Origin of the sequence: Kitasatospora sp. NPDC006697 (assembly GCF_042869935.1) — a bacterium.
GTDB lineage: Bacteria > Actinomycetota > Actinomycetes > Streptomycetales > Streptomycetaceae > Kitasatospora.
On sequence record NZ_JBIAGU010000001.1, the window covers coordinates 517,386 to 534,507 of the forward strand.

The following is a 17,122-nucleotide window of genomic DNA, read 5'->3' on the forward strand; positions in this document are numbered from 1 at the left end:
CCGCAGGAGTACGCGTCCGAACCGGCGGCCGTTCAGCCGGTCGGGCTCTGGTTGGGATCCTTCTCTGCGGCGGTGCTGGTCGGCGCCGGGCTGGCGGAGGCGCTGCCGGTGGTGCCAAGCGGCTTGTTCTGGATCGCCTCGTCCACCCACTTCACCAGGTTGTCCGGGGTGATCTCGTCGTTGCCGTTCTTCGGGTAGATCGGCTTGCCGTTGAGCAGCACGGTCGGGGTGGAGGTGTAGCCGGACTTGTCGAAGTCCTGCTCCACCGCCGAGACCCAGCTGCCGAAGTGGTTGGTGTTGACGCAGTTCTCGAAGGCCGGCGTGTCCAGCCCCGGCACCTGCTTGGCCAGCTCGACCAGCTTGGACTTGTCCTTCCAGGCGTCCACCGTCTCGTCCGGCTGGTTCTTGTAGAGCACGTCGTGGTAGGCGCGGAAGTAGCCCGCGTCCTGGGCGCAGGCCAGCGCGTTGGCGCCGTTCTTGGAGCCCTTGCCACTGTCGTGCCGGTCGATGAACGAGACGATGTGGTAGTTGCCGTACAGCTTGCCCTGGTCCTGCAGCTGGTCCACGGTCGGGGCGAACTCGCGCTCGAACTGGCCGCAGGCGGGGCAGCGCGGGTCCTCGTAGACGGTGAGGGTGGCCGGGGCGTTGGCCGGGCCGTCCGGGATCACCAGGTTCTTCGGACCGATCGCACCGGCCGGCGCGGCCGCGGGGGTGTCCGAGGCGGAGCGGCTGTTCTGCACCGCGATGCCGATGCCGACGCCGGCCAGGATCACCACCAGCACCGCGCCGATCGCCAGCAGCTTCTTGCGGCGGGCGTCCTTGGCCTCCTGCTCCACCCGCTCCTGCTGCATCCGCTCGCGGGCGGTGCGCTTGCCATCTCGGTTCTTCTCACTCACCTGAACATCAGCTTCCGGGTCTTTGGATGGGGCACGGCGGGCGGCCGGCTCACAGGTCCAGCCAGGCGTCCAGCGAGGCCTTGGAGCGCGGCCGGTAGACCAGCCAGCCGGCGAGCAGCAGGAACCCGCAGTCGCGGGCGATCTCCTGGCCGTACTGGGTCTGCGAGCTGTCCACCGCGCCGCCGCCGCCGAAGCAGCCGCAGTCGATCGAGATGCCCCGGGCCCAGGCCGAGCTGATCCCGGCGATGAAGGTGAGCAGCAGCACGATGGAGATCACCGCGGCGATCCGCGTCCCGAGGCCGACCAGCAGCAGCAGCGCGAGCGCCAGCTCCAGGAACGGCAGCCCGTAGCCGACCGGCTTGACCAGCCCCTCGGGCAGGATCCGGTAGGCCCGCACCGCCTGCGCGGCGACGGCCGGATCGGAGATCTTGGCCAGTCCGGCCCAGGCCCAGACCACGGCCAGCCCCAGCCGGACCACGGTGCTGATCCACTCCGCCGCGGGCCCGTCCACCAGCCGACGCATGCTGCCTACCCCCTCCACCACGACCTCCGCTGCCGGGCCGGAGGGCCCGCCGGAGCTACCTGATGAACCGTAGGGGATTGGTGCTGAATGCACCAAAGTGTCCCATTAGCCCGTTTGGGTGAACGGCGGGACTGACGGTGCGTCAGCGGTGGTGCGGCTGGCCGGAGTGCTGCTGCCGGTCCGCGCCCTGGTGGGCCGCCAGTTCGGCTCCGCGGCGAGCCAGTGCGTGCCCCACCGCGTGCTCGCTGCCGTAGGCCGCGGCCAGCGCGAGGGCGGCCGCGACGGCCCGGAGCAGTACCGCGCGGTGGACCCGAGCCACGGCCTCGCCTCCAGGGGTTGGGATGCACGAACGGGGGACGGTGACCATTCCCCGGTCCGCCCCCGGTCCAACGCCTCACCCGGGTTGATGACACGTCAGGGGCGTCGAAATCACCCGCACGGGCGAGCGCACGACGACGGCCCGCCGCCCCCTCGGATACGGGGGCGACGGGCCGTCAGGTCGGTCGGTGTGTCAGGCGCGGGTGCGCACGCCCCGGGCCAGCTCCCCGGCCAGCGCGCGGACGGCGGCCAGTCCGGCCTCCTCGTCCTGCCCGGCGTCCAGCAGCCGCTGGACGAAGGCCGAGCCGACGATCACACCGTCGGCGAAGCCGGCCACCTGGGCCGCCTGCTCGCCGGTGGAGACCCCCAGGCCGACGCAGACCGGCAGGTCCGTGGTGGCCCGGGTGCGGGCCACCAGGTCCTCGGCCAGCTCGCCGACCTGGGCCCGGGAGCCGGTCACGCCCATCACCGCGGCCGCGTAGACAAAGCCGCTGCCGGCCGCGGTCACCTGGGCCAGCCGGGCGTCCTTGCTGGACGGGGCGACCACGAAGACGGTGTCCAGGCCGTGCTCGGCGGCGGCCGCCCGCCACTCGGCGGACTCCTCCACCGGCAGGTCGGGCAGGATCACCCCGACGCCGCCGGCGGCGGCCAGGTCGGCCGCGAACCGGGCGGTGCCGTACTGGTCCACCGGGTTCCAGTAGGTCATCACCAGCACCGCGGCGGCCGGGTGGGCGGCGGCCACCTCCTGCACGGTGCGCAGCACGTCCTTGATCCGGACGCCGCCGCGCAGCGCGATGTCGTCGGCGGTCTGGATGGTCGGGCCGTCCAGCACCGGGTCGGAGTGCGGCAGGCCGATCTCGACCACGTCGCAGCCGCCCTCGATCAGCGCGTTGATCGCCCGGATGCCGCCGTCCACGGTCGGGAAGCCGGCCGGCAGGTAGCCGATCAGCGCGCCCCGGCCCTCCGCCTTCGCGTCGGCCAGACGGCCCGTCAGCTTGCTGGTGCCGAGCTTCGAGGTCATCGGGTCTCCCCCTGGGCGGCGTCGTCGTAGAGGCCGAAGTACTTGGCGGCGGTGTGCATGTCCTTGTCGCCGCGGCCGGAGAGGCTGACCAGGATGGTCGCGTCCGGGCCGAGCTCGCGGCCCAGCTCCAGCGCGCCGGCCAGCGCGTGGGCGCTCTCGATCGCCGGGATGATGCCCTCGGTGCGCGACAGCAGGCGCAGCGCCTGCATCGCCGCGTCGTCGGTGACCGCCCGGTACTCGGCCCGGCCGGTGTCCTTCAGCCAGGCGTGCTCGGGGCCGATGCCGGGGTAGTCCAGGCCGGCCGAGATCGAGTGGCTCTCGACGGTCTGGCCGTCCTCGTCCTGCAGCACGTAGGTGCGCATGCCGTGCAGCACGCCGGGGGTGCCCTTGGTCAGGGTGGCGCCGTGCCGCTCGGTCTCCAGGCCCTCGCCGGCCGGCTCGAAGCCGATCAGCCGCACGCCCGCGTCCGGGATGAACTCGTGGAAGATGCCCATCGCGTTGGAGCCGCCCCCGACGCAGGCGGCCACGGCGTCGGGCAGCCGGCCGGTGCGCTCCAGCACCTGGGCCCGGGCCTCCACGCCGATCACCCGGTGGAAGTCGCGGACCATGGCCGGGAACGGGTGCGGGCCGGCCACCGTGCCGAACAGGTAGTGGGTGGAGTCGACGTTGGCCACCCAGTCGCGGAAGGCCTCGTTGATCGCGTCCTTGAGGGTGCGGCTGCCGGACTTGACGGCCACCACCTCGGCGCCGAGCATCCGCATCCGGGCGACGTTGAGCGCCTGGCGCTCGGTGTCCACCTCACCCATGTAGATGGTGCAGTCGAAGCCGAAGAGCGCGCAGGCGGTGGCGGTGGCCACACCGTGCTGGCCGGCGCCGGTCTCGGCGATGATCCGGGTCTTGCCCATCCGGCGGGTGAGCAGCGCCTGGCCCAGCACGTTGTTGATCTTGTGCGAGCCGGTGTGGTTGAGGTCCTCGCGCTTGAGCAGCACCCGGGCGCCGCCGGCCTCGGCGGAGAACCGGTGCACGTCGGTGAGCGGGCTGGGGCGGCCGGTGTAGTCCTTGAGAAGCAGGTCGAGCTCGGCGATGAAGGCCGGGTCCTCCTTGGCCTTCTCGTACTCCTCGGCGACCTGCTCGACCGCGGCGATCAGCGCCTCGGGGATGAAGCGGCCGCCGTAGGCACCGAAGTAGCCCCGGGCATCGGGCACCTGAAGGCCCGTCAGATCCTCTGACATGATGAAGTGATCCTTGGATGGTGGTCGGACGAACGAGTCAGCTGTGGTGACGGTCCGTCCGGCGCCATCGGCGCCCGGGCACCTGGCCCGGCTCGCACCCGATCACGTAGCGCACCCGCCGCCCCAGCACCCGGCGGGCGGGCGCGCGGCAGCCGCGCGGGCGGCAGCCGGGGGCGAGGCGGGCGGCGAGGGACACGGGCGGATCAGCCCTTGTTCCGCAGGGCCGGGTGGGCGCCGGCGGCGACCAGGTCGGCGACGGCGGTGCGCGGGTCCTTGCCGGTCACCAGCGACTCGCCGACCAGCACCGCGTCGGCGCCCTCGTTGGCGTAGGCGATCAGGTCGTGCGGGCCGCGCACGCCCGACTCGGCGACCTTCACCACGTGGTCCGGGATCGCGTGCACCACGTTGGCGAAGGTGTCCCGGTGGACCTCGAGGGTCTTCAGGTTGCGGGCGTTGACGCCGATCACCCGGGCACCGGCGTCCAGCGCGCGGGCGATCTCCTCCTCGTCGTGCACCTCGACCAGCGGGGTCAGGCCGATCGACCCGGCCCGCTCGATCAGCGAGACCAGGGCCGGCTGGTCCAGCGCGGCGACGATCAGCAGCGCCAGGTCGGCGCCGTGCGCCCGGGCCTCCCAGAGCTGGTAGGCGGTGACGATGAAGTCCTTGCGGAGCAGCGGGGTGTCCACCGCGGCCCGGACCGCGTCCAGGTCGGCCAGCGAGCCGCCGAACCGGCGCTGCTCGGTGAGCACGCTGATCGCGGCGGCACCGCCGGCGGCGTAGTCCGCGGCCAGCGCGGCCGGATCGGCGATGGCGGCCAGCGCGCCCTTGGACGGGCTGGAGCGCTTGACCTCGCAGATCACCCGCACGCCCTCGCCGCGCAGCGCGGCCACGCCGTCCTTTGCGTCCGGGGCCTGCGCGGCCAGCTCCTTGAGCCGGTCCAGCGGGACCCGGGCCTGCCGCTCGGCGAGATCCTCCCGGACACCGGCGACGATGTCGTCGAGCACGCTCATGCGACTGCCTCTCCCTTCGCTGGCTCGCCTGGTCAGTCCACGCGAATCCACTGGCCGACCGGGTACGGCACATCGGTGCCACCCCCCGTCGGCAGTGTCGATGGTATCGGCACCGGGCGGCTCGGATCGCATCCGCCCGTCGCGCGTCTCGCCCTGCGGACCGGCTCAGCCGCAGGTCGCGGCGGTGCGACCGCCCGTTGGGCTAGGCGGCAGGGGGTGCGAAGTGCGCACCGGCGGGCAGGTTGCGCAGGACGGTGAAGGCCAGCAGCACCAGCAGCAGGGCGGCCAGCCGGGCACGGCCGAAGGCGACGGTGGGCTTGGGGCCCCCGGTCAGTTCGGCGAAGGCCCAGCGGATCCAGAGCACGCCGAGGATGCCGAAGAGCACCACGGCGAGCAGGTTGTCGTGCACGGCGGTGGTCAGCTCGCCGCGGGTCAGCGCGTGCACGCAGCGCAGGCCGCCGCAGCCCGGGCACCACCAGCCGGTGGCCTGGAGGAACGGGCAGGTCGGGTAGTGGCCCGCCGCGTTGGGGTCCACGGAGGCGATGTACGCGGTGGGCAGCGCGACGGCGGCCGCCGCGGCGAACGGGCGGGCGAGGCGGCGCAGGACCGGACGGGCGGCCGGGGTGCTGGGGGCGGTCACGGTGCTGATTCTGCCCCTGCCGCCGCCGGGCACGCGCACGGCACGCGGACCGCGGGGGTGCGCGGCGGCGCCGCGCGCCCGACCCGGAAACGCGCGCGGACCGGGGCGCGCGGCCGTTCGTCGGCGGGCGCCCCGGTCCGGGGAGGTGCTGCGGGCGGCGTCAGTGGGCGCCGGCGGTGACCGCCTCGGTGCTGCCGGCGGCGGCGGCGGTGACGCCGGAGGCGCGCAGCTCGCGGAACTCGGCGAGGACCTTCTCGACCTGCGGGTCCGGCTGCTTGCCCATGCCCGCCGCCTTCATCGCCAGGCCGACCGCACCGGCGGCGGCGGCGACCACGAGGCCGCCGACCACGATGATCGCGTTGGCCATGATCATGCCGACGCCGGCGATGCAGAAGCCGACGAAGGAGATGGTCACGCCGGTCCAGGCAGCGGTGGTGTGTCCGTGGGCTTGCCGAGACATCTGGGGTACTCCTTGGTTCCGCGGGTCTGTCACCCACCATTGTTGCGGACCCGGTTCCGGGCTCCAAAGCCGGGTCCGGGTGAGGACGGTCACGGTTGACCCCACGACCTCCGGGGAAGCGTCACCCCGCCGTCGGATCCTCGCCCCGGTCGAGCGCCTTCCAGAGGTCGGCCGGGGTGTTGCCGGTCGCCGCCGCGGGCCGGCGCTTGGTGGTCGGGGCGTCGTAGCGGGCGCCCATGCTCGGCCAGCCGGCGCCGCGCAGCAGGGTGAGCAGGCCGGCCGCGGCCAGCAGCAGGCCGCCCAGCAGGGCCACCCAGGGCCAGGCGGTGTGGCCGACCTGCTCGGCCGCCACCCCGGTCAGCCCGAGCTTCTTGGCCGCGCCCGCGTCCACCGTGGCGCTGTCCCCCGCGCCCAGGCCCGCCGCGGCCGCCGTGCCCAGGCCGGCCAGCAGCACCAGCACGCCGAGCACCCGCCGGCCCGCCCCGCGCACCGCGAAGACCGCGACCGCCGAGGCCAGCCCGACCAGCGCCAGCGCGCCGGGCGCGCCGGTGATGTCGCTGCCGCTGGCGGTCACGTCCAGCCCGGACACCGTGCCGGAGGCCCAGGTGCGGCCGACCGCCCAGAGCACCAGGACGGCGCCCAGCACGGTCAGCAGCAGCATCACCGCCAGGCTGCGCCGGTCGGCGGTGGTGCGGGAGGGCGGGGCGGGCTCGGTGCGGGGAGCAGGTACGGCTGTCACCGTCCCAGTGTCCCCCGCCGTCCCGCTCAGACCCGCGCGGGGGTGCCCAGGGTGTTGGCGGCGGCCACCGCACGGAGCACCGCGGCGGCCTTGTTGCGGCACTCGGTGTCCTCGCCGACCGGGTCGGAGTCGGCCACCACGCCCGCGCCCGCCTGCACGTACGCCGTCGAGTCGCGCAGCACCGCGGTGCGGATCGCGATCGCCGTGTCGGCGTCCCCGGCGAAGTCCAGGTAGCCGACGCAGCCGCCGTACAGGCCGCGCCGGGTGGGCTCCAGCTCCTCGATGATCCGCATCGCCCGCGGCTTGGGCGCCCCGGAGAGGGTGCCGGCCGGGAAGCAGGCGGTCAGCACGTCGAAGGCGGTCCGCCCCTCGGCCACCTCGCCGGTGACGGTGGAGACGATGTGCATCACGTGGCTGTAGCGCTCGACCTCCATGAACTCGACCACCTCGACGCTGCCCGGGGTGCAGACCCGGCCCAGGTCGTTGCGGCCCAGGTCGACCAGCATCAGGTGCTCGGCCCGCTCCTTGGGGTCGGCCAGCAGCTCGGCCGCCAGCTCGGCGTCCTCCTGCGGGGTGGCGCCGCGGTGCCGGGTGCCGGCGATCGGGTGCAGCATCGCCTGGCGGCCCGTCACCTTGACCAGCGCCTCGGGGCTGGAGCCGACCACGTCGAAGCCGCCCTCGGCGCCGCCGTCCGGGCCGGGGAACCGGAAGAGGTACATGTACGGGCTGGGGTTGGTGGTGCGCAGCACCCGGTAGACGTCCAGCGCGGAGGCCGGGCAGGGCGCCTCGAACCGCTGCGAGGGCACCACCTGGAAGGCCTCGCCGGCCCGGATCCGCTCCTTCACCACCTCCACGGCGGCCTGGTAGGGCGCGCCGCCGAACGGCGAGCGGGCCTCCACCGCCGGTGCGGCGGGCACCAGGGCCAGGCCCGGGTCGACCGGGCGGGCCAGCGCCGCCTCCATCGCGTCCAGCCGGGCCAGCGCGTCGGCGTAGGCCTCGTCCACGCCGCTGGCCAGGTCGTTGTGGTTGACCGCGTTGGCGATCAGCAGCACGGTGCCGTCCACGTGGTCCAGCACCGCGAGGTCGGTGGCGAGCAGCATGGTCAGCTCGGGCAGGCCGAGGTCGTCCGGGTTGAGGTCGGGCAGCTTCTCCAGCCGGCGGACGATGTCGTAGCCGAGGTAGCCGACCAGGCCGCCGGTGAGCGGCGGCAGGCCGTCGTCGGCCGGCCGCGGGGTGTGCAGCGCGGCGAGCGCGGCGCGCAGCACCTCCAGCGGGTCGCCGGTCTGCGGGATGCCGACCGGCGGACTGCCCAGCCAGCGGGCGCCGCCCTGCGGGTCCACGGTGAGGGCGGCCGCGCTGCGCACGCCGACGAAGGAGTAGCGCGACCAGCTGCGGCCCTGCTCGGCCGACTCCAGCAGGAAGGTGCCGGGGCGCTCGCCGGCCAGGCTGCGGTAGAGGCCGACCGGCGTGAGCCCGTCCGCCAGGAGTCGGCGGGTGACCGGGATGACCCGGGTGTCGGCCGCGAGCGTGCGGAAGGCGTCGAGATCCATGGGGGGCACCGATCCTCGTGGCGTGCGTTGTGCTGACGGTGGTTCAGGGGGCGAGCAGGACGTCCTCGTCGAAGCAGGTCCGGGCGCCGGTGTGGCAGGCCGCGCCGACCTGGTCGACCTTGACCAGCAGGGTGTCGCCGTCGCAGTCCAGTGCGACCGACTTGACGTGCTGGAAGTGGCCGGAGGTGTCGCCCTTGACCCAGTACTCCCGGCGGCTGCGGCTCCAGTAGGTGCAGCGGCCGGTGGTGAGGGTGCGGTGCAGCGCCTCGTCGTCCATCCAGCCGAGCATCAGCACCTCGCCGGTGTCGTACTGCTGCGCGATGGCCGGCAGCAGACCGTCCGGGGTGCGCTTGAGGCGGGCGGCGACGGCCTGGTCGAGGGGGGTGCTGCCGGGTGCGGCGGGCGATGCGGAGGACATGCGAACCATTCTGGCAGCACCGGCGGGGCCGCTGCGGCGGGTGGCCATCTGCCGGAAACGGCTCCGGTGCGCCGCCGGCTGCGGGATTCTGGTGCGCATGACCCAGTCCGCGCGTCCCACCGGCCGGTTGCTGCTGCTGGCCGTCCTGCTGATCGCCCTCGCCGGGGTGGCGGTGGCGCTGTTCTGGCCGCACGCCAAGGCGAAGCCTGCCGCCGCGCCGCCGCCCCCGTCCTCCTCGCCGCCGGCCTCCCCCACGCCCTCGCCCAGCCCCTCCCCGAGCAAGCAGGTGCCGTACCCGTGGTTCCCGGTGGGCACCTGCGTGGACCACCCGCAGCTGAGCCCGGTGATCACCACCGCGCAGGCCCGGCCCTGCGACGGGCCGCACGACGGCGAGGTGATCGGCAACCCGCTGCTGCCGGACGGGCTGACCAAGGACAGCGAGATCGCCGCCGCGCTGCGCAAGGCCTGCCAGCCGTTCGCGGACACCGCGCAGACCGCGCAGGGCGGCGGCACCTGGTACAGCTTCCCGATGGGCCCGGCACTGAAGTACTACGCGCAGGGCTCCCGGGACGTCAGCTGCCTGCTCACCGGCTCGGTGCGCGAGGGCGGCACCAAGCTGTCGGCGCCGCTGAAGAAGTGACGGGCCGCCGATCGTCAGCGGACCGGGTGGCCGGCCTCCCGCAGCGCGTCCTTGACCTGGCCGATCCGCAGGTCGCCGAAGTGGAAGACCGAGGCGGCCAGCACCGCGTCCGCCCCGGCCGCCACCGCCGGGGCGAAGTCGGCGAGCTTGCCGGCGCCGCCGGAGGCGATCACCGGCACCGCGACCTCGGCCCGCACGGCCCGGATCATCGCCAGGTCGTAGCCGTCCTTGGTGCCGTCCGCGTCCATCGAGTTGAGCAGGATCTCGCCCGCGCCCAGCTCGGCGGCCCGGACCGCCCACTCGACCGCGTCCAGGCCGGTGCCGCGCCGGCCGCCGTGGGTGGTGACCTCCCAGCCGGAGGCGGTCACCGTGCCGGGCTCGGTCCGCCGGGCGTCCACCGAGAGCACCAGCACCTGGCGGCCGAACCGCTCGGCGATCTCCCGCAGCAGCTCCGGGCGGGCGATCGCCGCGGTGTTGACGCCCACCTTGTCGGCGCCGGCCCGCAGCAGCTTGTCCACGTCCTCGGCGGTGCGCACGCCGCCGCCCACGGTGAGCGGGATGAAGACCTGCTCGGCGGTGCGGCGGACCACGTCGTAGGTGGTGGCGCGGTCGCCGGAGGAGGCGGTGATGTCCAGGAAGGTCAGCTCGTCGGCGCCCTCGGCGTCGTACCGCTTGGCCAGCTCGACCGGGTCCCCGGCGTCGCGCAGGTTCTGGAAGTTGACGCCCTTGACGACCCGTCCGGCGTCCACGTCCAGGCAGGGGATGACTCGGACCGCGAGGGTCATGGTGCGTTGCCTTCCAGGGAGGTGGCGAGTCCGGCGCGATAGGCGTCGAGCTCGATTTCGACCAGCGAGCGGGGGTCGGCGAGACCGGCCACCACCAGCACGGTGACGGCCGGGCGGACCTCGCCGAACAGCTCGCGGTGGGCCAGGGCCACCGCGTCGGCGTCCCGGGCGTGGGTCAGGTACATCCGGGTGCGGACCACCTGGTCCGCTGTCAGACCGTACGCGGCGAGGGCGTCCAGGCCGGCCGCGAAGGCGGCCCTGGCCTGCTCGTACGGATCGCCCCAGGCGTCGTCGCCGCCGGCCGAGCCGGCCGAGCAGCCCGCCACGTACAGGTGGTCGCCGGCGGCCACCGCCCGGGCGGAGCCGAACTGCTCGTCCTGCGGGGAGTTTCCGATCAGCCTGCCGCGCACGATCCGACGGTCCGTCACGATGACACAGCCTCCAAGGCCTCGGCGAGGGTGAACTTGCTCTCGTAGAGGGCCTTCCCGACGATCGAGCCCTCCACGCCCTCGGGTACCAGGGTGGCGATCGCCCGCAGGTCGTCGAGTGAGGACACGCCGCCGGAGGCCACCACGGGCTTGTCGGTGGCGGCGCAGACCCGGCGCAGCAGCTCCAGGTTGGGACCGGTCAGGGTGCCGTCCCGGTTGACGTCGGTGACCACGTAGCGGGCGCAGCCCTCGGCGTCGAGCCGGGCCAGCACCTCGAACAGGTCCGGGCCCTCGGTGGTCCAGCCGCGGCCGCGCAGCTGGGTGCCGATCACGTCCAGGCCGACGGCGATCCTGTCGCCGTGCTCGGCGATCGCCTTGGCCACCCACTCGGGGGACTCCAGCGCGGCGGTGCCCAGGTTGACCCGGGTGCAGCCGGTGGCCAGCGCGCGGGCCAGCGACTCGTCGTCGCGGATGCCGCCGGAGAGCTCGACCTTGATGTCCAGGGTGCCGGCGATCTCGCGGGTCAGCCCGCGGTTGTCGCCGGTGCCGAAGGCCGCGTCCAGGTCGACCAGGTGCAGCCACTCGGCACCGGCCTCCTGCCAGGCCAGGGCGGCGGCCAGCGGCTCGCCGAAGGAGGTCTCGGTGCCGGAGGCGCCCTTGACCAGGCGGACCGCCTGGCCGTTGCGGATGTCGACGGCGGGCAGCAGTTCGAGGCGGCTCATGGGTGTCTGTTCTTCCAGCGTCAGAGGGTGTCGACCCAGTTGGTCAGCAGGGCGGCGCCGGCGTCGCCGGACTTCTCGGGGTGGAACTGGGTGGCCCAGAGCGGGCCGTTCTCCACCGCCGCGACGAACGGCTCGCCGTGGGTGGCCCAGGTCACCAGTGGCGGATTGATCTTCGCGTTGGTGACCTGCAGCTCCCAGTGGCGGACCGCGTAGGAGTGCACGAAGTAGAACCGGGTCTGCGGGTCCAGGCCGGCGAAGAGCCGGCTGCCCTGCGGGGCGTCGACCGTGTTCCAGCCCATGTGCGGCACGATCGGGGCGCGCAGCCGGTCGACCGTGCCCGGCCACTCGTCGCAGCCGGTGGTCTCCACGCCGTGCTCGACGCCGCGGGCGAAGAGGATCTGCATGCCGACGCAGATGCCCAGCACCGGGCGGCCGCCGGCCAGCCGCCGGCCGATGATCTGCTCGCCGCGGACCGCCTTCAGCCCGCGCATGCAGGCCTCGTAGGCGCCGACGCCGGGGACCAGCAGCCCGTCGGCGTCCATCGCGGTCTGGAAGTCGGAGGTCACGGTGACGGTGGCGCCGGTGCGCTCCATCGCGCGCTGCGCCGAGCGCAGGTTGCCGGAGCCGTAGTCGAGCACCACAACGTTCTTGCCCATCAGGGGGATCCCGTCTCTGTTCTAGAGCCGCAGCAGGCCGGCCGAGAGGGCCATGACCGACCCGATGGCGAGCACGGCGATGACGCCCTTGGCGACCTTCTGCTTCCAGAGGGAGTACACCCCGCCGGCCAGGAAGAGGCCGACGGCGATCAGCGCGATGGCGGCGTTGCTCACAGTGCCCCCTTGGTGGAGGGCAGGATGCCGGCCGCGCGCGGGTCGCGCTCCGAGGCGTAGCGCAGCGCCCGGGCCAGCGCCTTGAACTGGCACTCCACGATGTGATGGGCGTTGCGGCCGTAGGGCACGTGTACGTGCAGGGCGACCTGCGCCTGGGCCACGAAGGACTCCAGGATGTGCCGGGTCATGGTGGTGTCGTAGGCGCCGATCATCGGCGCCATGCCCTCCGGCTCGGTGTGCACCAGGTAGGGGCGGCCGGACAGGTCGACGGTCACCTGGGCCAGCGACTCGTCCAGCGGGACGGTGCAGTTGCCAAACCGGTAGATGCCCACCTTGTCGCCGAGCGCCTGCTTGAAGGCGGCGCCCAGCGCGAGGGCGGTGTCCTCGATGGTGTGGTGGGTGTCGATGTGCAGGTCGCCCTCGGTCTTCACGGTGAGGTCGAACAGACCGTGCCGGCCGAGCTGGTCCAGCATGTGGTCGTAGAACCCGACCCCGGTGGAGATCTCGGTCCGACCGGTGCCGTCGAGGTCGATCTCGACCAGGACCGTGGTCTCCTTGGTTGCGCGTTCGACGCGCCCGATACGGGTCATGCGGGGGACAGCTCCTTGATCACGGTGGCGACGGCCTGCAGGAAGGCCTCGTTCTCCTCGGGGGTGCCGGCGGTGACCCGCAGGTGCCCGGGGACCCCGTTGTTGCGGACCAGCACCCCGAGGTCGAGGAGCGCCTGCCAGACGGCCTGCGGGTCCTCGAAGACACCGAACTGGACGAAGTTGGCGTCGGAGGCGGTGACCTCGAGGCCGAGCGCGGTGAGCCGCTCGACCACCTCGTCGCGCCCGGCCTTGAGCCGCTGCACGTACCCGAGCAGGGTGTCGGTGTGCTCCAGGCAGGCCAGCGCGGTGGCCTGGGTGACGGCCGACAGGTGGTAGGGCAGCCGGACCAGCTGCACCGCGTCGACCACGGCCGGGTCGGCGGCCAGGTAGCCCAGGCGCAGGCCGGCCGCGCCGAAGGCCTTGGACATGGTGCGGGTGACCACCAGCAGCGGGCGGCCCTCGATCAGCGGCAGCAGCGAGTCCTGGTGGGAGAACTCCACGTAGGCCTCGTCCACGATGACCATGGTGGGCTTGACGGCCTGGGCGGCGTCGTAGAGCCGCAGGACGGTCTCGCGGGCCACGGCGGTGCCGGTCGGGTTGTTCGGCGAGCAGATGAAGAGCACGTCCGGGCGGTGCTCGGCGAGCGCGGCCCCGGCGGCTGCCTCGTCGATGGTGAAGTCCGCCGTGCGCGGGCCGGCCACCCAGCCGGTGCCGGTGCCGCGGGCGATCAGCTCGTGCATCTGGTAGCTGGGCTCGAAGCCCAGCGCGCGCCGGCCCGGGCCGCCGAAGGTCTGCAGCAGCTGCTGGATGATCTCGTTGGAGCCGTTGGCCGCCCAGACCTGGCGGACCGTCAGCTCGGCCCCGGTGGTCTCGGTGAGGTAGCGGGCCAGCCCGGTGCGCAGTTCGACCGCGTCCCGGTCCGGGTAGCGGTTGAGGCCGCGGGCGGCCTCGGCGACCCGCTCGGCGATCCGGGCGACCAGCTCCTCGGGCAGCTGGTAGGGGTTCTCGTTGGTGTTGAGCTGGACCGGGACGTCCAGCTGCGGGGCGCCGTAGGGCGACTGTCCGCGCAGCTCCTCGCGGATCGGCAGGTCGTCGATGTTCATCAGCTGCTGGGCACCGTCCAGTCGAAGCGGGCGCGGATCGCGTCACCGTGACCGGGCAGGTCCTCGGCGTTCGCCAGGTTGACCACGTGCTCGGCGACCTCGGCGAGCGCGTCCTTGCTGTAGTCGACCACGTGGATCCCGCGCAGGAAGGACTGCACGGACAGGCCGGAGGAGTGGCAGGCGCAGCCGGCGGTGGGCAGCACGTGGTTGGAGCCGGCCGCGTAGTCGCCCAGCGAGACCGGGGCGAACCGGCCGACGAAGATCGCGCCGGCGTTGCGCACCTTGGCGGCGACGGCGGCCGCGTCCCGGGTCTGCACCTCCAGGTGCTCGGCGGCGTAGGCGTTCGCCACCTCGAGGCCCTGCTCGACGCCGTCGACCAGCACGATCGCGGACTGCCTGCCGCCCAGCGCGGTGGTGACGCGCTCGCGGTGCCTGGTTTCGGCCACCTGCTTCACCAGCTCGGCCTCGACCGCGTCGGCCAGCGCGAGCGAGTCGGTGACCAGCACGGAGGCGGCCATCGGGTCGTGCTCGGCCTGGCTGATCAGGTCGGCGGCGACCTCGGCGGGCTCGGCGCTGTCGTCGGCCAGCACCATGATCTCGGTCGGGCCGGCCTCGGCGTCGATGCCGATCCGGCCCTTGAGCAGGCGCTTGGCGGCGGCCACGAAGATGTTGCCGGGGCCGGTCACCAGGTTGACCGGGGCGCACTCCTCGGTGCCGTAGGCGAACATCGCGACCGCCTGGGCGCCGCCCACCGAGTAGACCTCGGTGACGTCCAGCAGGGCGCAGGCCGCCAGCACCACCGGGTGCACCTTGCCGCCGAACGCCTTCTGCGGCGGGGAGGTCACCGCGATGCCCTCGACGCCGGCCTCCTGGGCCGGGATGACGTTCATCACCACGGAGGACGGGTAGACCGCCAGGCCGCCCGGCACGTAGAGGCCGACCCGGTCCATCGGGACCCAGCGCTCCGTGACCGAACCGCCCGGCACGACCTGCACGGTGTGGTCCGTGCGGCGCTGCGCGCGGTGCACGATCCGGACCCGGCGGATGGTCTCCTCCAGCGCGGCCCGGACCTTCGGGTCCAGGGTCTCCAGCGCGGCGGTGATCTCCTGCTGCGGGACCCGGGTGGACTCCAGCTTCACCCCGTCGAACCGCTCGGTGATCTCGATCAGCGCCGCGACCCCGCGATGGCGTACGTCCTCGCAGATCGGACGCACCTTCTCCAGGGCGTCCTCCACGTCGAACTCGGCACGGGGCAGCAGGTCCCGCGGGTCGCCGGTGGCGTCGCGCAGGTCGATTCGAGAGATCACAGGCCCAAGTGTAAGGAGTGGCCGGAACTGCTGGTCCCGCATTTCAGTCCGTGATACGAACGCTGAGACATTCGAACAGGCGGGGGTGGGGTTGGTGACGGGCCCGGCGACAGCGCAGGTGGCGGCGGCTCCGGAGGGCTGGAGCGAGGTGGAGGTCCGGCTCTGGGAGGCCTACCGCGCCGGGAACGTGTGCGACCTCACCTTCGGCGAGTTGCTGATCGACAACCCGGCGCTGGGCGCCCTCTGGGGGCCGGAGCGGACGGTCCGCGCGGAGGTCCTGGCGCACCTGCTGCTCTCCGGACCACAGGCGCTGCCCGGGCGGGTGCGGGCGGTCAAGCTGGTCGGCGCGAAGATCACCGGGCGGCTCTGGCTGGCCGGCGGGCGCTGGGACGCCTTCGTGGAGCTGCACGACTGCTGGTTCGACACCGGCGCGGTGCTCTCCGAGGCGCACGCCGGCACCGTCCGGCTGGACGGCTGCCGGCTGCCCCGCCTGGACGCCTCCCGGCTGGACACCACCGGCGACCTGGTGCTGGCCCGCTGCACCGTGCCGTACGGCGTGCGGCTGACCGACGCCCAGATCGGCACCGACCTGATCGCCAACTACCTGGTGGTGGGCGGCGACAAGTTCGGCCGGGCGCTCTCGGCGGACGGCCTGACGGTGCACCAGGACTTCGAGGCGGACCGGCTGACCTCCGACGGCGAGGTCAGCCTGCGCACCGCCAGGGTCGGCGGGCGGCTCTCGCTGCGCGGGGCGCAACTGCACGGGCGGCCGGGCAAGGCCAACTGCCTCAACGCGGCCCGGCTCACCGTCGGGTCCACCTGCTACCTGACCGGGTGGCGGGACCCGCTGAGCTCGGCGGACGGCAAGGTGGGGCAGGGCGGCGAGGGGCTGCTGTCGCCGGAGCTCGGTCCGCTGGGCGAGGCGGCGGCGCTGGCGCAGGAGAACAACGTGCCGGACATGCGCTACCTGCGGGGGAACGCCGTGCCGGGGCCGTACCACAGCGGGGTGATCCCGGCGCAGCGCGCGGCCGGGGCCGCCATGGCCGCCGACGACCCGGACATGTACGGGGAGGGCTGGGGCGAGGACCCGGTCGCGGGGGCACCGCACGTGATCCCGTTCCGGGCCTTCGGCGGGGTGCGGCTGGACGACGCCCGGTTCGAGAGCGCCTGCCTGGTCAACGCGGCCGAGTTCCACCTCGGCGACACCCAGGAGCTGTCGCTGCGCCGGATCCAGACCCCCGAGCTCCGGTTCACCAGCGCCTTCCGCCCGACCGGGACGGTGGCGCTCTCCCGGGCCCGGATCGGCAACCTGGTCGACGCCCCGGGCGCCTGGCCCCGCAACCACCGGATCCGCCTGACCGGCTTCGCCTACGAGGCGCTGCGCCCGCCGGAGGGGACCCCGTACACGGTGGAGAAGCGGATCGAGTGGCTGGACAACGGGCTGGACTCCTTCCACCCGGAGCCCTACGAGCAGTTGGCCGCCGCGCTGCGCCGCGACGGGCTGGACGACGACGCGCGGCACGTGCTGTACGTCAAGCAGCAGCGCCGGGCGCGCACCCTGCCGCTGCCGGGGCGGCTGTGGTCCCGGCTGCAGGACGTGACGGTGGGCTACGGCTACCGGCCGGGGCGGGCGGCGCTCTGGCTGCTGGCGGCCTGGGCGGTGGGCGCGCTGTGGTTCTGGGGGCACCAGCCGGCGCCGGTGAAGGCGGACGAGCACCCGCACTGGAACGCGGCGCTGTACTCGGCGAGCCTGGTGCTGCCGATCGTCAACCTGGGCCAGGACGGCTGGGCGCCGAGCGGGTTCAGCCAGTGGCTGAGCGCGGCGCTGGTGCTGAGCGGGTGGGTGCTGGCGTCGACGGTGGTGACGGGGGCGACCCGGGTGCTGCAGCGCGGGTGAGGCTGGGGCTAGG

22 protein-coding genes are annotated in these 17,122 nt (G+C 73.8%); 2 read left to right on the plus strand and 20 right to left on the minus strand.

Translation table 11 applies throughout. The annotated features are described in order from the left end of the window. Nucleotides 1-32 precede the first annotated feature (32 nt). The 12 genes from ACFYNO_RS02245 to hisI form a co-directional block, all read right to left on the minus strand. A complete protein-coding gene (locus ACFYNO_RS02245; RefSeq protein WP_388003769.1) occupies nucleotides 33-896 on the minus strand; it encodes a DsbA family protein in 864 nt (287 codons plus the stop codon). Nucleotides 897-945: 49 nt separating this feature from the next. Further along, nucleotides 946-1,419, minus strand: a complete 474-nt coding sequence (locus tag ACFYNO_RS02250) for a MauE/DoxX family redox-associated membrane protein (protein WP_388003772.1) — start codon at nucleotides 1,417-1,419, stop codon at nucleotides 946-948. 142 nt (nucleotides 1,420-1,561) lie between these two features. Beyond that, nucleotides 1,562-1,738 (minus strand): hypothetical protein, encoded by a 177-nt coding sequence (locus ACFYNO_RS02255; RefSeq protein ID WP_388003775.1) that lies wholly within the window; start codon nucleotides 1,736-1,738, stop codon nucleotides 1,562-1,564. A 192-nt stretch (nucleotides 1,739-1,930) separates the two neighbouring features. Continuing rightward, nucleotides 1,931-2,758: a tryptophan synthase subunit alpha gene (gene trpA, locus ACFYNO_RS02260; RefSeq protein WP_388003778.1), complete on the minus strand. Its 828-nt coding sequence runs from the start codon at nucleotides 2,756-2,758 to the stop codon at nucleotides 1,931-1,933. Further along, nucleotides 2,755-3,990 (minus strand): tryptophan synthase subunit beta, encoded by a 1,236-nt coding sequence (gene trpB / locus ACFYNO_RS02265; protein ID WP_388003781.1) that lies wholly within the window; start codon nucleotides 3,988-3,990, stop codon nucleotides 2,755-2,757. The genes trpA and trpB overlap by 4 nt, the downstream gene beginning before the upstream one ends. A 37-nt stretch (nucleotides 3,991-4,027) precedes the next feature. Beyond that, the gene (gene trpM, locus ACFYNO_RS02270) at nucleotides 4,028-4,186 is read right to left on the minus strand and encodes a tryptophan biosynthesis modulator TrpM (RefSeq protein ID WP_388003784.1); all 159 of its coding nucleotides are present in this window, start codon (nucleotides 4,184-4,186) and stop codon (nucleotides 4,028-4,030) included. 7 nt (nucleotides 4,187-4,193) lie between these two features. Beyond that, nucleotides 4,194-5,000 (minus strand): indole-3-glycerol phosphate synthase TrpC, encoded by an 807-nt coding sequence (trpC, locus tag ACFYNO_RS02275; RefSeq protein ID WP_388003787.1) that lies wholly within the window; start codon nucleotides 4,998-5,000, stop codon nucleotides 4,194-4,196. A gap of 202 nt (nucleotides 5,001-5,202) precedes the next feature. Beyond that, on the minus strand, nucleotides 5,203-5,640 hold the full coding sequence (locus tag ACFYNO_RS02280; RefSeq protein ID WP_388003789.1) for a DUF2752 domain-containing protein: 438 nt from the start codon (nucleotides 5,638-5,640) through the stop codon (nucleotides 5,203-5,205). A gap of 160 nt (nucleotides 5,641-5,800) precedes the next feature. Further along, the gene (locus tag ACFYNO_RS02285) at nucleotides 5,801-6,100 is read right to left on the minus strand and encodes an HGxxPAAW family protein (RefSeq protein ID WP_388003792.1); all 300 of its coding nucleotides are present in this window, start codon (nucleotides 6,098-6,100) and stop codon (nucleotides 5,801-5,803) included. Between the two features lie 121 nt (nucleotides 6,101-6,221). Beyond that, the gene (locus ACFYNO_RS02290; protein ID WP_388003795.1) at nucleotides 6,222-6,839 is read right to left on the minus strand and encodes a TIGR02234 family membrane protein; all 618 of its coding nucleotides are present in this window, start codon (nucleotides 6,837-6,839) and stop codon (nucleotides 6,222-6,224) included. 26 nt (nucleotides 6,840-6,865) lie between these two features. After that, a complete protein-coding gene (locus ACFYNO_RS02295) occupies nucleotides 6,866-8,389 on the minus strand; it encodes an anthranilate synthase component I (protein WP_388003798.1) in 1,524 nt (507 codons plus the stop codon). 43 nt (nucleotides 8,390-8,432) lie between these two features. Beyond that, nucleotides 8,433-8,816, minus strand: a complete 384-nt coding sequence (gene hisI, locus ACFYNO_RS02300; RefSeq protein ID WP_388003801.1) for a phosphoribosyl-AMP cyclohydrolase — start codon at nucleotides 8,814-8,816, stop codon at nucleotides 8,433-8,435. 88 nt (nucleotides 8,817-8,904) lie between these two features. Here hisI and ACFYNO_RS02305 point away from each other — a divergent pair, with 88 nt between their 5' ends. Then, nucleotides 8,905-9,447, plus strand: a complete 543-nt coding sequence (locus tag ACFYNO_RS02305) for a hypothetical protein (RefSeq protein WP_388003804.1) — start codon at nucleotides 8,905-8,907, stop codon at nucleotides 9,445-9,447. 14 nt (nucleotides 9,448-9,461) lie between these two features. Here ACFYNO_RS02305 and hisF read toward each other — a convergent pair whose 3' ends face one another. Genes hisF through hisD form a run of 8 tightly spaced genes read right to left on the minus strand, consistent with a single transcriptional unit; the run spans nucleotide 9,462 to nucleotide 15,212 of the window. Next, entirely contained in the window at nucleotides 9,462-10,232 is a 771-nt protein-coding gene (gene hisF / locus ACFYNO_RS02310) for an imidazole glycerol phosphate synthase subunit HisF (RefSeq protein WP_388003807.1), read from the minus strand. Then, complete coding sequence (locus tag ACFYNO_RS02315; RefSeq protein WP_388003810.1) at nucleotides 10,229-10,660, minus strand: Rid family hydrolase; 432 nt, start codon at nucleotides 10,658-10,660, stop codon at nucleotides 10,229-10,231. The genes hisF and ACFYNO_RS02315 overlap by 4 nt, the downstream gene beginning before the upstream one ends. Then, nucleotides 10,657-11,382: a bifunctional 1-(5-phosphoribosyl)-5-((5-phosphoribosylamino)methylideneamino)imidazole-4-carboxamide isomerase/phosphoribosylanthranilate isomerase PriA gene (priA, locus tag ACFYNO_RS02320; RefSeq protein WP_388003813.1), complete on the minus strand. Its 726-nt coding sequence runs from the start codon at nucleotides 11,380-11,382 to the stop codon at nucleotides 10,657-10,659. Before priA ends, ACFYNO_RS02315 begins: the two co-directional genes overlap by 4 nt. A gap of 20 nt (nucleotides 11,383-11,402) precedes the next feature. Then, a complete protein-coding gene (hisH, locus tag ACFYNO_RS02325) occupies nucleotides 11,403-12,038 on the minus strand; it encodes an imidazole glycerol phosphate synthase subunit HisH (RefSeq protein WP_388003816.1) in 636 nt (211 codons plus the stop codon). Nucleotides 12,039-12,059: 21 nt separating this feature from the next. After that, nucleotides 12,060-12,212 carry a hypothetical protein gene (locus tag ACFYNO_RS02330; RefSeq protein WP_388003819.1) on the minus strand — a complete coding sequence of 51 codons (153 nt, stop codon included), beginning with the start codon at nucleotides 12,210-12,212 and terminating at the stop codon, nucleotides 12,060-12,062. Further along, entirely contained in the window at nucleotides 12,209-12,802 is a 594-nt protein-coding gene (hisB, locus tag ACFYNO_RS02335; protein ID WP_388003822.1) for an imidazoleglycerol-phosphate dehydratase HisB, read from the minus strand. Before hisB ends, ACFYNO_RS02330 begins: the two co-directional genes overlap by 4 nt. Beyond that, the gene (locus ACFYNO_RS02340) at nucleotides 12,799-13,905 is read right to left on the minus strand and encodes a histidinol-phosphate transaminase (protein ID WP_388003825.1); all 1,107 of its coding nucleotides are present in this window, start codon (nucleotides 13,903-13,905) and stop codon (nucleotides 12,799-12,801) included. Before ACFYNO_RS02340 ends, hisB begins: the two co-directional genes overlap by 4 nt. Beyond that, nucleotides 13,905-15,212 carry a histidinol dehydrogenase gene (gene hisD, locus ACFYNO_RS02345; protein WP_388003828.1) on the minus strand — a complete coding sequence of 436 codons (1,308 nt, stop codon included), beginning with the start codon at nucleotides 15,210-15,212 and terminating at the stop codon, nucleotides 13,905-13,907. The genes ACFYNO_RS02340 and hisD overlap by 1 nt, the downstream gene beginning before the upstream one ends. Nucleotides 15,213-15,306: 94 nt before the next feature. Here hisD and ACFYNO_RS02350 point away from each other — a divergent pair, with 94 nt between their 5' ends. Then, a complete protein-coding gene (locus ACFYNO_RS02350) occupies nucleotides 15,307-17,109 on the plus strand; it encodes an oxidoreductase (RefSeq protein ID WP_388003831.1) in 1,803 nt (600 codons plus the stop codon). The last annotated feature ends 13 nt before the right edge of the window (nucleotides 17,110-17,122 follow it).

What these genes read in the sequence shown, in the direction of transcription:
- ACFYNO_RS02285 (WP_388003792.1), bottom strand. Translation starts at nt 6,100, where the DNA reads ATGTCTCGGCAAGCCCACGGACACACCACCGCTGCCTGGACCGGCGTG.
- ACFYNO_RS02250 (WP_388003772.1), bottom strand. Translation starts at nt 1,419, where the DNA reads ATGCGTCGGCTGGTGGACGGGCCCGCGGCGGAGTGGATCAGCACCGTG.
- ACFYNO_RS02305 (WP_388003804.1), top strand. Translation starts at nt 8,905, where the DNA reads ATGACCCAGTCCGCGCGTCCCACCGGCCGGTTGCTGCTGCTGGCCGTC.
- ACFYNO_RS02295 (WP_388003798.1), bottom strand. Translation starts at nt 8,389, where the DNA reads ATGGATCTCGACGCCTTCCGCACGCTCGCGGCCGACACCCGGGTCATC.
- priA (WP_388003813.1), bottom strand. Translation starts at nt 11,382, where the DNA reads ATGAGCCGCCTCGAACTGCTGCCCGCCGTCGACATCCGCAACGGCCAG.
- trpC (WP_388003787.1), bottom strand. Translation starts at nt 5,000, where the DNA reads ATGAGCGTGCTCGACGACATCGTCGCCGGTGTCCGGGAGGATCTCGCC.
- trpB (WP_388003781.1), bottom strand. Translation starts at nt 3,990, where the DNA reads ATGTCAGAGGATCTGACGGGCCTTCAGGTGCCCGATGCCCGGGGCTAC.
- ACFYNO_RS02340 (WP_388003825.1), bottom strand. Translation starts at nt 13,905, where the DNA reads ATGAACATCGACGACCTGCCGATCCGCGAGGAGCTGCGCGGACAGTCG.
- hisH (WP_388003816.1), bottom strand. Translation starts at nt 12,038, where the DNA reads ATGGGCAAGAACGTTGTGGTGCTCGACTACGGCTCCGGCAACCTGCGC.
- hisF (WP_388003807.1), bottom strand. Translation starts at nt 10,232, where the DNA reads ATGACCCTCGCGGTCCGAGTCATCCCCTGCCTGGACGTGGACGCCGGA.
- trpA (WP_388003778.1), bottom strand. Translation starts at nt 2,758, where the DNA reads ATGACCTCGAAGCTCGGCACCAGCAAGCTGACGGGCCGTCTGGCCGAC.
- hisB (WP_388003822.1), bottom strand. Translation starts at nt 12,802, where the DNA reads ATGACCCGTATCGGGCGCGTCGAACGCGCAACCAAGGAGACCACGGTC.
- hisI (WP_388003801.1), bottom strand. Translation starts at nt 8,816, where the DNA reads ATGGTTCGCATGTCCTCCGCATCGCCCGCCGCACCCGGCAGCACCCCC.